The organism is uncultured Methanobrevibacter sp. (assembly GCF_947169325.1).
In the GTDB taxonomy this organism is placed as follows: Archaea; Methanobacteriota; Methanobacteria; order Methanobacteriales; family Methanobacteriaceae; genus Methanocatella.
The window spans coordinates 1-17,766 of record NZ_CAMVPN010000052.1 but is presented as its reverse complement, the minus strand read 5'-3'; the positions used below and the strand labels follow the sequence as shown (position 1 = coordinate 17,766).

The following is a 17,766-nucleotide window of genomic DNA, read 5'->3' as shown; positions in this document are numbered from 1 at the left end:
AATTGCAAATCAACTTGAAACAGGAAGGAAAATACACCTTTGCAACTGCATTCTTAGGTGATGACGAGTACAATGGTACATTTACTGTTAATTTAATTAAAGTAAATCTCAAGAAAACCAGCATTAGTGCTTCTGCAAAATCCTACAAAGCAAGTGCAAAAACCAAATCCTACACTGTAACCCTCAAAACAGACAAAGGATCATCCATTGACGGTAAAACTTACCTCAAAGCAGGTAAAAAAGTTACCATTAAAGTCAACGGAAAAACTTACTCTGCAAAAACCAACGACAAAGGACAGGCTACCTTCAAACTTAGCATAACTAAGAAAGGTAAATTCTCCGCTACCGTTAAATTTGCAGGCGATAAGACCTACGCTTCATCAAGCGCAAAAACAAAAATAACAATTAACTAGTGAGATTAATTTTTTCTCACTACTTTTTTTATTTTTTTAATTAATATTGACCTAATTTTAAGGATAACTTTATAAACGATTTTTTACATAATATCTAATATCTTTTAGCAATTTTATGATTTATCTGATTGCTTGAGAAATAACTCTCAAGGAGGTGAATATATAAGAAGAGATCATAAACTGTTGCTTGGGATAATGGTTATTGCTATTGTTGTATCAATGTCAGCGGTATCAGCTTCCGATTTGACAAACTCCAGTCTGGAAAATAACCACACTGACGTTTCACAAGCCCTCTCTTTAAGCGAGGCAATTGTATTGGGCGCTGATGATGAGGAGGTTCCGGACGAACCTGACCTGGTTTTAAACGATACGGTTTACATTGATTCAGATAACTTCGATAATTATTTTACCAAAAATACTTTGAAGTCCACATTCTCGGACAAGACATTCATATTCAACCAGAATTTTGAAAATCTCGGAAAATTATGCATTCGCGCCAAGAACGTCACATTCAAGGGAATCGGTTACAATCTAAAGAACACCGTATTCGAGCTGGATGCGGATAACATTACTCTAAAGGATTTGAATATCGATTTGGATAGTGAATTTGCAGAAAATGACGGTGCGGGAATTGAGATTTATTCAAACAATGTCCTGATTAACGGTGTCAATATCAACTACATTGTTCCGAAAAACGTGGAGGCTTACGGTATTTATGCAATGGGATTTGAAAATGATCCAATAAAGAATTTAAAGATTATAAACTCTTATATTAACTTTGAAGGTCACAATGATGATGTAGATGTTTTCAACTGTGCTCTAAAGCTTATGGACTGCAGGGACGCTTTGATTGAAAACAACACATTTGTTTCAGCCTTGCCTCTTAAAGATATCATATTCGGCCCAGGTGGTGCCGAACTTGCTTCCGATTTGGTCTTGACAGTCGGAATCGAAGGCTGCAACAACATATCATTCATAGGAAACAGCCTTTTTTCAGAAGTCAACAAAAGGCCTGAAAACTTGTATCCTTCCTTGGACTGCATGCTAATAAGTAAATCGGATAACGCATTAATATGCAACAATTCAATATTCATGACAGACTTCTTGACATATCCGGGAACCGACAACTATCTTTACGGTCTGGATATCTATAACTTGAATAACCTGACAGCATGTCACAATAACATTTCAATAATAACAACCGGAGGTAAGCTTGCAGCGGGTACGGCTTACCCGATTCAGGTGACAGGTCCTATAGCAAACGTGACAATCACTGAAAATGACCTGTATTCCTTTGCAAACGGTCCGAACATTGGAATCTATTCACAGAACTTCTATGGTGCTACTTCAATCATAATTACAAACAACAGAATCAACGTTACAGGACTGGCAGGAACCCATGAATGGGCTCTAGTGGCAGGAATCGAATCTCAGGACACCTATGCCACAATCATCAACAATTCCATCGAAGTCCACAGCGTCGGTGACGTTTCAGTGGATGACAACATCTATGGTATAAGTTACCGCCAGTCTACAAGTGGAGACCACAAATACGACATCCAGAACAATACTGTGTTCAGCGACGGATATTACGCCGTGAATCTGTTGTCTTCTGTGGATTCGAAGGTCCTGAATAACCTTTTGGTTTCATACAATTCCAAAGTTAACAACGGGAACGGCGGTTTCAAATATTGGGACGTCAGCTCTCATAACGGTTTAGAGTTCTACAACAATCAGGTCATTAGGGCATTTGACTATTTCGCATTGAACAACAACAATGTGGACAATGGAGACACAAACGATTACTCAACTCCTAAAAACGACAAGGACATTTCAAACAAGATTGACGGATCAAAGCTTTCAAACGGTGAAAACAAAAACAAGTATTCATTCAATCCGTTGATTCCTGGAACTTCAAATGAAGGTGGCTCTCCGATAAATCCTCAGGAGGATGACGGAACCAACAAGGACTCATCAGAGTCACAAAATCAGGGACAGTTCACTCCGGGAGAAAAAAGCGGAGACACATCCAGAAAAGGAATGTCACTTAAGGATTATCTGATTAATTTCATAAACTCCAATACTGAAGGAGGTTCTGTAAATACGACCTCATACGATGGAAAGGATGTTAATGCGGTTTCCAACAATTCCGATGCAACACCATCCACTGAAGGGGAAAGCAGTGCTGCAAGTCAGTCCAAATCCTCAAAAGGTTTGGAATCAGGTGCCAGTGAATCTGACAGTGTAAGCAAAAAGGCTTATGAGATTGATGAAAAAGGCGATGACAGGTTCATCCCGTCAATATTTTTCATTGTTCCGGTTTTAATCTTGATATTCATTGGATTCAGACGAAAAAAATCTAGATTCAATTAAATTAGTTGTTTCAACTAATTTCTCTTTTTTTTTATTTTAATCTAATTAAATTAGATAATTTTATATAACATCTTTTTGATAACTTAACATATCATTGACAAATTACTTTTAATAAAGTATAATTAATAATATGTGAGGTATAAATTTTGAAAATTAATAAAGTGGTGTTTATATTATTCTTTATTTTGATATTATTGTCAGTATCTACCGCCAATGCTACAAACAGTACTTCAAACACGACAGATATTTTAAATCACGTTGATAATGATTATCTAAACGGTGCGGATGATATAAATGCAGTATATGTGGATGCCAATGGAAGGCCATCCAACGACGGTTCACAGGCAAGCCCTTTGGATTCAATCAAGGCTGCCGTTGAAAACTCCCGTGAAAACGGCACAATATACATTGCCAGCGGAGAGTATAAAACCGCTTTAAATACAAGAATTTCAATTGACAAATCACTGACCCTGATAGGATCAGATAATACAGTCATTGACGGACAGGGTTCAGATTACCTTTTTGAAGTTAGGGACGGAGTAACAGTCAGCTTCAAAAACATCAGATTCATAAACGCATACAAGTCCCCGGAATCATATTCCATTTCATATAAGGATAAGGTCTACGGAGCAGCATTAGACATTAAAAAAGCCACAGTTTCAATCGACAACTGCTCATTTGAATATAATGTGATTCACCACGATAACAAGGATAACAATACTTATGGTGGGGCAATAAGCAATTTCGGTGACCTTACTATTATCAATTCAAGATTCATAAACAACACTGCACTTTCAACATCAGGACTGTTCTCTTATGGCGGAAGCCTATACAACAACGGTAAAACACGCATTTCGAATTCATCATTCCTTGATGCATACTGCATCGACTACGGATACGGCGGTGCCATAGCGAATGATGGCGAATTGCTGATGGAGGATTCAATCATTTCAAATGCAACTGCACTTCAGGAATGCAAAGGCTCAGCCATTTACAACACAGGCAATTTCGTGCTTCTGAATTCAATCATTGAGAACAGCTCAATCAAAAGGGCAAACTTCAACTTCATCTATGGAGTCATCTACAATTCAGGAAACCTGACCGCTAGGGGAAGTATATTCAGAAACAACACAGCATTATATGATATGCCGTTATTTAAAGGTTCACCCAACATCTACAGCATAGGAAACCTGAACATTACCTACTCAGCATTCATCAACAACAGCGAATATGAAGGAGTGGCATGTGATGTTTACATAAACGGAGGGGATATTAAAAGCCTTGACAACAACTGGTGGGCCACCAACGAAAACCCTTATTCAAAGGGTACAAAAATCAATGTTGACGGTGTAAACTCATGGCTGATTTTCAAATTGGCACCGGACTACTCAAAGCTGAACATTTCAGATTCAGTAACTTTAAAGGCATCATGGACAAACAACATTGACATTATTGGCAATATCAATCTGCTGCCTGTGTTCAACGTGACATTCACCACTTCAGTAAACGGCAAGCAGATAGTTGAAAACAAGCCGATGACCAACGGAGAATGTGAATTCACATTCAACTACACCCAAAACAAGGGATCATATGACGTTGTCGCTGATGTCTTTTCATTCAACCAGACAGCAATTGTCGATGTCGGAAAGACACTATCATACGTCAGGTATTCCATGGCAGAAAACATTACCTACATGGATGACCTCATCGTCAATGTGGAAGTCACAGGCAGGGACGATGGAGTTCCAACAGGCGTCGTTCTTTTGAAAATCGATGGGGAGACACATGTCGTTGACCTGATTAAGGGAAAAGGAGAATGTGTCATTTCAGAATTGAATCCTGGAAACTACACTGTTGACATCATTTATGATGGAAATGAAGACTACTTCAAGGCATTCAACAAATCCTCTGTCTATGTTCAAAAGCAGGATGTTAATCTGGCAATAAATATTCCGGAAATCAAGGTAGGTCAGAAAGGTCAGGCTATCGTTGAACTGTCTCCAAAAGGCGTTCAGGGCCAGGCAATACTCTACATCGACGGAGTCAGGAAAAAGATAGTCTACCTCTACAACGGAAATACAACAATATCTCTGAGCAATTTCGCTGAAGGGGAATACAACATTACATTGGAATTCGTTGAAACCACATTCTACAACCCTGCATTCGTAAGCGGAATCCTGAACGTGACCCGTTACGATTGCGCAATAAACATATCCTCATCCGACATTAACGTCGGTGAAAACGCAACAATAACAATCAGCGTTTCACCTGATTCCCTTAGAGGCGAAGCGACACTTATCATAAACGGCGACAACGAAACAATATTCATCGACAATGCGGTTACAAATGTTACAATTTCCAATTTAAGCGGCGGAGAATATAACGTAACACTCATATTCGACGGGGACTTGAGGTATCATCCGGTCATCACATCCACTTCATTCAAGGTATTGAGGACACCTACACAGCTGGACGTCAATGTAGTGCAGGATGAAAAGAACAGGAACGGAACAATAACCGTCAAAACCAACTATTCCAACTGTACCGGTGAAGTCGGAATTTATGTGAACTACCACGTATACAGGCAAAACCTCACAGACGGACAGGCCAAATTCAATGTCAAGTTCGACAACGGAACAAATTATGTCTTCGTATTCTATGTGGGGGACATGTACTTTGAGGATTCAACCTGGAACACTACAATCGGATTGGACGACGATTTCGTATTCATCGGAGAGAACTCCACAGGATATGAAGGAAACGACTTCAGATATTCAGTAAGGCTAATTGAAGTTACAGGAATTCCTATGCCGAACAGAATAGTTACAATCGATTTCAACGGCGAAAAGCACAACATCACAACAAACAATGACGGATATGCATATTATACTCTTAATCTGGCTGCAGGAAAATATTCAATATCTGCAACATACAAGAATGCTACAATCTCAAACACTCTGCAGGCCAATCCATTGGACTTCAACTTAACAGTTAATGACATTTCATACGGGGATGTTGAAAGCATAGTTGCAGAATTCAATGGAGCCATAAACGGCACAATCCGTTTGACAGCCTCCAACATCACCCAAGCGGTTGATATCATCAACGGGACTGCAGTTTACAACATCTCAGGATTGGACGTTGGAAAATACATGGTTAATGCAGCATACAGCAATGCATTTGCAAACATTACCAAAACAGCTGAATTCAATGTCAAAAAGTCAGACCTGCCATGGACAGTCACTGTCGGCTCAGCAACACCTTACATCGATGAGATAATTAAGGTGACAGGTTTGGCAAATGCGACAGGGGACATCATTTTTGTTTTCAACGGCACAGAATTTAAAATCCCAATTGAAGACTCACAGGCTTCACTGAATCTCTCAAAGCTTGCTGAAGGCAACTATTCCATATATGTCTCTTATGTCGGTGACGGCAATTACAATGCTGCAAATAAGACTGCAAACTTCTATGTCAAGGAATTTGCTTCAGACATTGCATTGTCAGTCAATGACACTGTTTATGCAAAGGAAATTGTTGTTGAAGCCATCTTAAGCGACAATGCAACAGGAACCGTTAGATTCAGCGTTGCAGACCTTACAAAAGACATTGAAATCGCCAACGGAAAGGCAGTCTGGAAATTCACAGGCATTGATGTTGGAAAATATAACGTCACAGCCCAATATCTTGGAAACGAATACTACATTTCATCACAAAACTCAACTGAATTTACTGTATCAAAGGCAAATTCAACAATTGAAGTATATGTAAAAGAGGTTTATCTCAAGGAAAACATAAGAATCTACGCTGACTTGAGTCCGGGTGCTACAGGAAGCGTGTCATTCAGTATGATTGGCTATTTCTCACCTAGAAACAAGCCGGTTAAGGATTCAGCCTCAACATGGTATATTGCACCATTGGATACAGGTCAGTACGAAGTCATTGCAAAATATCTGGGTGACAAGAATTACTATTCATCTGAAACCACCTATCTGCTTAACATATCCCAAAGAAAAGCAGTTCTCAATGTCGAAATCAATGATGCAGGTGTAAACGACAGGGTAATATGCAGAGTTGACTTGAAATCAAGTGACGGTGAAGAAATCACCTCAAAAGTGACATTAAGAATCGGAAGCTCTTCCTACAACATCAATGTCAGGGACGGAAGCGGATCTTTGGTTATCGGAAAAATGGCTGTAGGCAACTACACATATGTCGTGGAGTACGAAGGTGATGAAAACTTCACTTCCGAAACATATTCCGGCAGCTTCAAGGTTGTCGACGATTTGCTTGACGCCAATCTCACCGTAACCAATCTTGTAAAATACTACAAGGGTAGCGAAAAACTGCAGATCTTATTGAAAAATTCCAATAACCGTCCGTTTGCAAATCAGGACATTACAGTTAAGATAGCAAACAAGCAATACGATCTTGTTACCAATGACAAGGGTATTGCCTATGCAGACATTGACCTACAGCCTGGAAACTACACAGCATCTGTCACATACGAAGGCTCCGACAAATACCATTCAGTCTCTGCAAACGCTTCAGTTGTAATCTGGACTACCGTTGAAGGAATGGATGTCGTTAAACTCTATGGCAGCGGTACTCAATACTTCGCTCTCTTTGTCGATTCCAACGGAAAGGCCCTGTCAAATAAAAAGGTCACATTCAAGATAGGAAGCAAATCATTCACCGCAACAACACTTCCGAACGGAATTGCCAGATTGAACGTCAACATCAAGGCAGGAACATACACAATTTCATCTGTAAATCCTGCAACTGGAGAGAAACTCGCCAACAAGATTACAATCTATTATAAAATAATGGAAAATAAGGATCTTTCCATTTATTACGGCAAAAAGACCAATTTCAAGGTACGCATCTACACAAACGATGCAAAGCCAATCGGTGCAGGCAAGGTCGTGACATTCAAGGTTGCAGGTAAAACCTACAAGGCTAAAACCGATTCCAAGGGATATGCAAAACTGTCCATAAGATTGTCTCCAAAAACTTATACAATAACCACTGTTTACGGAGGTTTCAAGGTATCAAATAAGATTAAGGTCAAGAATTTGCTTTCCGCCAAAAGCATTTCCAAAAAGAAATCCGGTGTTGTCAAGTATTCAGCAAAACTTGTAAACTCCAACGGAAAGGCCTTCAAAAACAAGAAGGTAACCTTCAAGGTCAATGGCAAAAAATACACTGCCAAGACCAACAGCAAAGGTGTGGCTACAGCATCAATCAAAAACCTTAATGTCGGTAAATACAAAATACAGTCAATCTATGGCAAATGCAAGCTGACGAAGACCATAACAATCAAAAGATAGAAGTTTTTTATAAAACTTCTCCTATTTTATTTTTTACATATATAATTGGTCATTTCATTTTTTCATTTTAGCATCAATGTTTCATTTAATTTAATGTACATATTATTATTTCATACTTTTCATAATTAACAATTAAAATTATTAATCGTTATTTCAAGCATTCGCTATAGAAATTTTCGCCTAATTTTCCATCAAAAATTTTATTAATTTTTCATGCCTAACATATAATCATGATTTTCAAGATTCTCACCAAGGGCCACAGGAATGTCACCTCACTTCACAAGTCAACATTCGAGATTACAAAGGATGCCGAAATAGGTCCGACTGCAGACTGCATCATAGGAGTTGACATGGACCAGACAATGCTTAACTTTCCAGATGAGTTCAAGGAAAGGATTGCCGACTCCAGCACCAGGATAATCGTAGAGCTTAAAACAGAAAACGGATTTGACGAAATCACAGGTTGGGGCCATGAGGATTTGACATTGACACATCCGACAGACATTGTATGCCGCAAAAGCGATTACACCTGCGACAGGACACTTATGATTCGGGCAGACAAGGCGGCAAGGGATCTTGACCGTGAGTTGATTTGCGATTTAAAAAATGGAAAAACCTTGGAGGTTACCATAAAATTATGCTAAAATCGTTAAGTTTATATAATGTGAAAAATATATTTTTTTATAACTACTTTTGTTTTTATGCGGGGGTGGTCGAGCGGTCAAAGGCGCTAGGTTGAGGGCCTAGTGGGTTAGTCCCTTCGCGGGTTCAAGTCCCGTCCCCCGCACTATTCCGATAACTATTTTTGTAAAAACTATTTAACATTTAAAGAACATATTACTTTCTACACAGGAGGTTTAATGTTGTTGAGGAAAATCACGTTCGTTTTTATCGTTTTGGCTGTAATCTTTTTATGTATGTCCAATGTCAGTGCGGATGATTCAAACAGCACTGATGTTTCGAATCTTGATGATCTGGCCATTCAAATTAATCAAAGCCATGAAGGTCAGGTTATTAGTTTGGAATGCGACTACATAAGCACAAATTCAACAAACGATTATATTGTCATCGATAAGTCCCTAACCATTGACGGCAATGACCACACAATCGATGCACGTGATGTCAAAAGGGTGTTCTGGGTAAAGGCGGATAACGTATGTATCAGAAACATCAATTTCATAAACTCCAGGACAACTTCCCTTGCGGGAGGCGTCATTTCATGGTGGGGAAACAACGGAAGCCTTGAGGACTGCAATTTTGAAAACAACTCAGCAACTTCCGCCGGAGGTGCGGTATTATGGCGCGGTGATGCCGGAAGCATTTCCAACTGCAATTTCACCCGAAACGACGTAAGGATTGGTGCTGCAGCAAGCCTCACCGATGGGGATGGCTTTGATCCATCACAGCTGCATATCCAGATTGTTAACAGTGAAGGAGGGGCGCTTTACATTAGTGGAAACAACATTTCAGTGAACTCATGCAATTTCGAAAATAACATCGCCCTTTTGAATGGAGGTGCAATTTCCATAAATTGGGGCTCAAACATCACTGTTTCAAATTCAAGGTTTAAAAACAACACTGCCCCATATAACGGCGGTGCAATTGACTGGAACGGTTACAATGCAACAGTGGCAAACTCAATATTTAAAGGAAATTCCCCAAACAACCTCTTTTTGAATACCAATGCCGTTATTGTCAACTCAACATTCGATAAAAGGGACTCAATTGATAGCTGGTATGGTGTGATCTATATTAACGTAGTCGTTAGTGACATAGGCACTTTCGATGAACTGGCATATGAGGTCAGCATGACTCCTGAAGGAGGAATCCTTGTTTTGGACAGTGATTACGAATACGTCAACGGCACAAACAAGGGGGTTGTCATATCAAAATCAATCACCATTGATGGAGCTGGACACACATTGAACGGAAATCACCTTTCAAGAATGTTCAACGTAACCGCAAATAATGTCACAATCAGAAACGTCAATTTCGTAAACGGAAACGCATTCGGAAGATATTCAGGAATTGCCGGAGGAGGGGCAATCTACTGGAACGGAACTGATGGCCTTTTGGAAAACTGCAGATTCATAAACAACACAGGAAGCGGAATAGAGGACGATCCGTATGAAAACCCTGAAGAGATTTTTGTCGATGAGAATGGAACCGTCTGGCATACTTATCGTGTAAGGCCAGACGGTGCTAAACTCAACGAAGGGGGAGCAGTTGTCTGGAGTGGAACAAACGGAACAGTTTCAAAATGCATATTCATAAATAACAATGTCGGATATCCTGATTCGGGAGGAGCAATCATGTGGAGGGGAGCAAACGGTAATGTCATCTCCTGCAAGTTCGATAAGAACGGCGCATGGTGCGGCTCTGCAATCTGTTGGATGGGAAATAACGGAACAGTATCCCATTCAATCATAGCAAATTCCACATTTTTGGGTGGCGGAATCTACTGGTTCGGAAAAGATGGATGCGTTAAGAACTCAATATTTGTTGGCAACGAATATGATAGGAATATAATGGGATATAATGTTGCTGCGGACTATAACTTCTGGGGAGATACTCTTGAAAATCCGAATATGGCTGAAAAGGTCGGTGGAGTGTCCAAATGGCTATTGATGAAATTCTCAAACAACGGCAAATTTGTCGAAAAAGGACAAAAGGTCATCATCAAGTATGACATCACCACCCTGACTGACAGGGATGGCAAACTGTCAAATTATTATGAACTGATTAACTATTCATCACAATTTGTCTACAAAGCGGCCGAAACAGGATTTTTGAACATCACATGTGTAAACGGCAATGTAGTTGTTAATGTCGATTCAAAACAAGCAATCATAAGCAGTGATTTGACAGCTTACTATGCAAAAAAGATTTCATATTCTGTCAAGGTCTTTGATTTGAACGGAAAGGCAGTGGGCAAGAAAGTCAAATTCACAATAAACAAGAAGAATCACTATGTAATCACTGATAAGAATGGTGTTGCCACATTAAAAATCAGTCTGAAGCCAGGTACTTACACTGTTGATGTTGCCTACGGCAAAATCAAGGTTAAAAACAAAATAACCGTCAAGACAACTCTGATTACCAAAAACGTATCCAAAAAAGTTAAGAAATCAGGAAAATTCACAGTCAAGGTCTTAAGTTCCAAAGGAAAGGCACTTGCCAAGAAGAATGTTAAAGTCAAATTCAAAGGCAAAACCTATGTGCTGAAAACCAATTCCAAGGGATTGGCTGCATTCAAGATACCTTCAAATTTGAAGGTGGGCAAATACACTATTAAAACCAGCTATAACGGATTGACAAATTCAAACAGGATTACAGTTAAAAAATAACTGTAATTTCCATTTTTTCATAATTTTTTGATGTTTTTTTTTTTGAGAGTCTATTTTATGCTTTAATTTTTCAATATCAATTTTAAACGTATTTTCCATCTCAATTTTTCTGATTTGAATTTTGCCCAAATTACGATATGAATATTTTTTAAATTGTTTATATTTGCTTTAGGTGGAATTGGAGCTTTCAATCAAGAGTATAACATATCTAATTAAATACTAGCATTTACATACTATATTATTAACTATGGATTTGGGCTGTTTATTATGACAAGCAAATACTTGAAAGAATTCGAAAAATTGAATACAACAACCGAAAACATTTATGATTTAGGGGATTACAATGTCCTCATTATTCTAAAAGACGGAACTAACCTGACCAGCTGGGATGATGTCCACAATAAAGATGATATTCTATATGTCAGCGAAGATTTATCAGCTTACACGGATTTATATAAGCATTATAACGGTTTGGGATCCGTTAAGGCAATTGTGGCCTGGGGTCTAAATAGTGAAGTACTGACCTTGAAAAAAATGTTTTTGGGATGCTCATCATTAAAGGACATTTCCTCTTTGGCAGATTGGGATGTTTCAAATGTGTTCAATATGGGACTTATGTTCGAGGAATGCTTTGAGCTGGAAGACCTGTCTCCTCTGAAAGATTGGGATGTTTCTAATGTAATAAAGATACATGGAATGTTTTGGGATTGCTCCAGTTTAGTTGATATATCCCCTTTGAAGGATTGGGATGTTTCCACTGTACACGATATGGAACGTATGTTTGAAGGCTGTATCTCTTTGGAGGATATTTCTCCTTTGAAGGATTGGGATGTTTCCAATGCGGACCACATGTGGTGCATGTTTGAGGGCTGCTCCAGTTTGAAGGATCTCTCAGGTCTTGAATCATGGGATGTTTCCAATGTGCACGATATGGGATGCATGTTTGAGGGCTGCTCCAGTTTGGTAGACCTCAATCCTTTAAGAGATTGGGACGTTTCCAATGTGACAAACATCTGGTGCATGTTCCAGCGCTGCTCAAATTTGGAAGACATATCTGCATTGGATGAATGGGATGTTTCCAATGTTGACCGCATGAGGGACCTATTCTATAAGTGTGATTTATTAAATGAATATCCGAAATGGTACTGATTCGAAAGTTCAAACGTAATTCTTTCATAACATATTTAATGTATTAATTCGAAATCTATTAACAACTAAAACTTATATGGTGATAAATTATGAAAGCTGTAATTCCAGCAGCAGGTTTCGGTACAAGATTTTTACCTGCTACCAAAGCACAAGCAAAAGAGATGTTGCCTGTTTATGACAAGCCGACTATCCAATATGTCATTGAAGAGGCAGTTGCTTCAGGAATTGATGACATACTGATTGTTACCGGCAGAAACAAAAGGTCCATCGAGGATCACTTCGACAAATCATTCGAACTCGAACAGACCTTGCAGAGTGCAGGTAAGGATGACCGCCTAAGGCAGGTTCGCGCAATCACTGATTTGGCCGACATCTGTTATGTAAGGCAAAAGGAGCAAAAGGGACTTGGAGACGCAATTTACTGTGCCAAAAAGCACATCGGCGGCGAACCGTTTGCAGTGCTTTTGGGAGATTCAATCACAAAAGGCCCAACCCCGTGCACAAAACAGCTGATTGACGTTTATGAAAAATACAATGCATCAGCTATTTCACTCGAAGAGGTTCCAAAGGAAAAGGTGGAAAGATACGGAATCATCAAAGGAACCGAAGTAGAGAATAACGTTTACAATATCGAAAAGCTTGTTGAAAAGCCACTGGCCCACCAGGCACCGTCCAACCTTGCAATCATGGGACGTTACGTACTGGCTCCTGAAATATTCGACAAAATCGACGAGACAGAACCTGGAGTAGGCGGTGAAATTCAGCTTACAGATGCTCTTCAGAAACTTGATGCGATTTATGGCGTCACATTCGAAGGAAAGACCTATGACATAGGAAACCGCTTCGAATGGCTCAAGACATCAATTGAATTTGCAATGGATGATGAAGACTCCAAGGATGACCTCATTGAGTACATGAAGGAAATCATCCGTGAAAACGAATAGTTATCATAATGATAACTATCAAATCTCTTTTTTTCTTTGATATTATGCAGAACAGACTAATCAAAAGAACCGGCGATGAAATCTCTCCATTGGGTTTCGGAGCTATGCGTCTGCCATTAAAAAACGGAAAGATTAATCGGGAAGTTGCACGAAAGCAGATTTACCATGCCATCGACAATGGCGTCAATTTCATCGACACCGCTTATTTATATGGGGACAGCGAAAAGTTTCTAGGCGAAATCCTTCAGGGCGAGTACAGGGACAAGGTGATGATTTCAACCAAGATGCCCGCAATCCACATCAGGAAATATGAGGATATGGAAAAAGCGTTATCAGAGCAGCTTGAACGCCTCAAAAGGGATTACATTGACTATTATCTCATTCATTCGGTAGACCTGAAGGCAATGAACAGACTTTTGAAGAAAGGCCTTCTTGAATTTTTACAAAAAGCCAAAAGTGAAGGCAAAATCAGGCATATCGGATTTTCATACCATGGTCCTAAGGAGGAATTTGAAATAGTTCTTGACGGATACGACTGGGATGTTGTAATGGTTCAGTACAACTACTTCGATGAGAACGTCCAGGCCAGCATGGAAGGCATTGAATACGCCGCATCGAAGGGTATAGGTGTTTTTGTAATGGAGCCCTTGAAGGGAGGAATCCTTGCAGGAAAAATGCCTTCGGAGGCTGAAAAGATTTTCAGAAATGCAGATGCGGACAGGTCAAATGCCGAATGGGCTCTGAGATGGGTTTTGAATAACAGAAACGTCACATGCGTCTTTTCAGGAATGAATTCCATTGAACAGATTGATGAAAACATAGCTATTGCCGAGAAAACAGCTCCGATGTCAATGAGTTTTGAAGAGCTTGAAACGGTCGAGCTTGTAAAGAGAGTTTTGAGAAATTCCCTTAAAATCAACTGCTCAACCTGCGGATACTGCATGCCCTGCCCACAGGGAGTTAATATCCCGGAATGCCTGAAGATATACAATGAGAAGTACCTCTTTGAGAGCAAGGGCATTATCAATCCTGCATTAATAGATTATTTCCAGTATGTTGGAGGAATCATGGGAAAATCCGGAAATGCAGGCCAGTGCAATGGCTGCGGAAAATGCTTAAGGAAATGCCCTCAAAAATTGGACATCATTTCTGAACTCGAAACTGTTAGAAAAGAATTTGAGTTTCCAGGATTTAATTATTTGGTGTCTTTTATTCGCCATATTGGCATTCCGCTTTATAAGTATATTTTAAAGGTTTTGAACCTCTCCGGTTAAAGAAGCCGGAGAATTCTTGCACAAAAATGTTAAAATCTATTTTTCACATTACCATTAACGTTTCATGTTTTCCACCTTAAATGAACTCGGTGATATATATCCCACTTCCAAATTGGATTTTAAATCGCATATCTCAGTCGTTAATGTCGATGACATGTCAAATTCAATCCACTTTCAATGATAACTATTAAAATTATGATGGCTAAATTGTTAATTAGATTAGGGTTGTAGATTATGATTTCTCAAATAATAAGCAAGCTTGAAAAAATAGAAGATCACAATGACATCACGATTTTGTATGCCTGTGAGTCAGGTTCAAGATTATGGGGCTTTAGCCATGCAAATAGTGATTATGATGTTCGTTTCATCTTCAAAAGAAACAGCCAGAGGGATTATGTTACATTATCACAAAAAAATGATGTCATTGAAGTCATGGACGGTGATTTGGACATTGTTGGATGGGACATCACAAAGGCGCTTTACCTCCACTACAGGAGCAATCCCAATTTGAGGGAATGGATCTTAAGCCCTGTAGTCTACATCGATTGGAGAGAGGATATCTTTAAGAACCTTCCGGATTTTGACAGGGCGGTTTTGAAGTTTCACTACACTGGCATTGCAGTCAACAACTGGAAACTCTTAAGGAGAAATACTGAATTGTCCAAAAAAGTAATTAAGATGTATCTCTACAATTGCAGGTCAATTCTTGTGTGGATGGTTATTAATGAAGGAAAAAACCCTAAAATCAACATTTTCGATTTGATGAATCAGGCCGACTCAATTGATGAAGGCATTGAAAGCGACATTAACGATTTGATATTTTATTATGGTAACGGCTGCAACGGTGATTTCGATTCAAGTATTATTTCGAGGATTGACGCATGGATGGGGAATTGCATTTCACTCATGCACAACGATTTTCCCAAAAAAGAGGAAAAATCAGACCTAAAAATCTATGACGACAGGCTTTTTGACATAATATTTCCAAACATCGATTAAGAGCACCAGAGAAGTTAATTCAATTAATCAGTGGTAACATGGCCAATTCAAACCATAATGAAATAATAAGCATTGCGATGAATGATTCTGACTGGAAAGTTAGAAAGGATGCGGTTTCAAAAATCACAGATGATAATGTCCTTAAGGACATCTTTCGGAACGATTCTGTCCTAATGGTTAAAATCACTGCAGCTAACACAATAGCTGATGTTGATTTTTTATCTGACGAGTGCATGAACAATCCGCAGGGCCATATCAGACATGCAATATTGAACAGAATTCTGGATGAAAATCTCCTTGAAGAAGACAGGTTAAATTCGCTTTTAGCCCATCTTGCATTAACTGACCCTGAAGATATCGTAAGGCAGATTGCATGTAAGAATTTGGGAAGTGAATTTCAGGAAATTTTCATTTACATTGCAAAATCCCAGTCGGATGAGACTATTCGATGCGAAGCTGCATCAAAAATAACTGATGAGGATATATTGAAGGATTTAGCCATAAATGACGAAAACATTTTCGTTCGCCTTGATGCCATTTCAAACAGAAACATGACAGACATCGATGCGCTCGTGGAAGTTGTCAAAAACGATGAAAACGAATTCAACAGGTTCTCTGCACTTTCCAAAATCCTTGACGGTGATGAATTCACTTCAGTGATATTTGACAGGTCATTATATCGCAGATTGCCTGAAATTTCTCGAAATGTCGGGGATTCTTATGAAGACTATTTCCAATCAGTCTTTAGGGATGGTTCCGATGAGTATGCAAGCATTGTGGCAGTCAATTTCATTACCGATAATTCTGTTCTGGAAGGAATTGTCCTTGAGTGTGAAAATGAGCTAATCGTTACTAAAGCCATAGGTAATGTCCATTTCAAAAACCAGGAAATTCTCCGCAATCTGATTGAAAGGCAAACATCTCCTAAGGTCATATTGGTCGCTTTTGACAAAATTGAAGATGAACATCTCCTAATTGACTATCTAAAAAAACATATGGATTTGGGTGAGATAACCCTTGGTTTGATTTCAAAAGTATCAGATATCGATTTTTTAGATGAGCTGTCCCGCAATGAAAACACTGAAATAAGCAATTGTGCTGCAAGAAGACTAATCGAACTCAAATACTGTCTTTTGACGATTGCAATGGATTATCCTCTAAAGGAGATTCGCCTAGAAGCGATAAGTCAGATTACAGACAAGTATGATTTGGCCTCAATAGCGCATGATGAAAGTGACAGGGACATTGCAATTGCCGCTTTGAACAATATTGTTGCAGACAGGCTGATTAAAAATTATCTTCCCTCCAAATCAACTGGTGCTGATTCATTCAATGAGAATGCATTCAGGGCGCAACTTGATGATCTTGTATTAAATCAGGATAAGGAGATTCAAATGTTGGCGGTTTCAAAACTGAACGTTAAGAAAAGTTTGGATGAAATCATAAATGGGGGCTACGACACTGAAATTGTTGATGTGGCCAAAAGACGTCTGGACAGCCTATGGCATGATTTGAAGATGATTGATAATGAGAAAGTCTTAGGAATCATCGCTGAAAATGGTGACGATGAAGTTAAATCTGCAGTTGAAGCGCAAATTGAGGATTTAAAAACATGGAGAGACAGAATCTCCAAAATAAATGGTATTTCAGATATCGATGAGCTTAAATACATTGCAAACAATGACTACAACTATTATGTAAGATGCGAAGCTGAAGGAAGATTGGAAAATCTGCTTTTTGACGTCCGTCTTGATGAGGTAAATCTAAGGCAAAACCAGGAAAAATTCAAATGCATTGCAGATGACGAAACATATCCTACAGAGATTAGAAACCGGGCATTTTTAAAGATTATTGATGAAAGATATAATCCTAATGTCTACGAAAGGAATTTGGAGATTCAAAGGATTTTTACCAATATACATAAGAACATTTGAGAA

At 39.0% G+C, this 17,766-nt stretch carries 10 protein-coding genes and 1 tRNA gene; all 11 read left to right on the top strand.

The window, feature by feature from the left end:
- Positions 1-413, top strand: a 413-nt coding sequence (locus tag Q0W26_RS07940; protein WP_342765341.1) for an Ig-like domain repeat protein, incomplete at its 5' end; no start/stop codon positions are given.
- Positions 414-632: 219 nt separating this feature from the next.
- A complete protein-coding gene (locus tag Q0W26_RS07935) occupies positions 633-2,786 on the top strand; it encodes a right-handed parallel beta-helix repeat-containing protein (RefSeq protein ID WP_298523745.1) in 2,154 nt (717 codons plus the stop codon).
- 194 nt (positions 2,787-2,980) lie between these two features.
- Entirely contained in the window at positions 2,981-8,116 is a 5,136-nt protein-coding gene (locus Q0W26_RS07930; RefSeq protein WP_298523744.1) for an Ig-like domain repeat protein, read from the top strand.
- Between the two features lie 230 nt (positions 8,117-8,346).
- Complete coding sequence (locus Q0W26_RS07925) at positions 8,347-8,760, top strand: DUF371 domain-containing protein (RefSeq protein WP_298523743.1); 414 nt, start codon at positions 8,347-8,349, stop codon at positions 8,758-8,760.
- A gap of 59 nt (positions 8,761-8,819) precedes the next feature.
- Positions 8,820-8,903: transfer RNA gene (locus Q0W26_RS07920), tRNA-Leu, on the top strand.
- Positions 8,904-8,976: 73 nt separating this feature from the next.
- On the top strand, positions 8,977-11,463 hold the full coding sequence (locus Q0W26_RS07915; RefSeq protein WP_298523742.1) for a right-handed parallel beta-helix repeat-containing protein: 2,487 nt from the start codon (positions 8,977-8,979) through the stop codon (positions 11,461-11,463).
- 267 nt (positions 11,464-11,730) lie between these two features.
- The gene (locus tag Q0W26_RS07910) at positions 11,731-12,612 is read left to right on the top strand and encodes a BspA family leucine-rich repeat surface protein (RefSeq protein ID WP_298523741.1); all 882 of its coding nucleotides are present in this window, start codon (positions 11,731-11,733) and stop codon (positions 12,610-12,612) included.
- An 89-nt stretch (positions 12,613-12,701) separates the two neighbouring features.
- Positions 12,702-13,556, top strand: coding sequence for a UTP--glucose-1-phosphate uridylyltransferase GalU (gene galU, locus Q0W26_RS07905; protein WP_298523740.1), 855 nt, complete (start codon positions 12,702-12,704; stop codon positions 13,554-13,556).
- Positions 13,557-13,600: 44 nt separating this feature from the next.
- Entirely contained in the window at positions 13,601-14,830 is a 1,230-nt protein-coding gene (locus Q0W26_RS07900; protein ID WP_298523739.1) for an aldo/keto reductase, read from the top strand.
- A 234-nt stretch (positions 14,831-15,064) separates the two neighbouring features.
- Complete coding sequence (locus Q0W26_RS07895; RefSeq protein ID WP_298523738.1) at positions 15,065-15,829, top strand: DNA polymerase beta superfamily protein; 765 nt, start codon at positions 15,065-15,067, stop codon at positions 15,827-15,829.
- Positions 15,830-15,867: 38 nt separating this feature from the next.
- Positions 15,868-17,763 (top strand): hypothetical protein, encoded by a 1,896-nt coding sequence (locus Q0W26_RS07890; RefSeq protein WP_298523737.1) that lies wholly within the window; start codon positions 15,868-15,870, stop codon positions 17,761-17,763.
- The last annotated feature ends 3 nt before the right edge of the window (positions 17,764-17,766 follow it).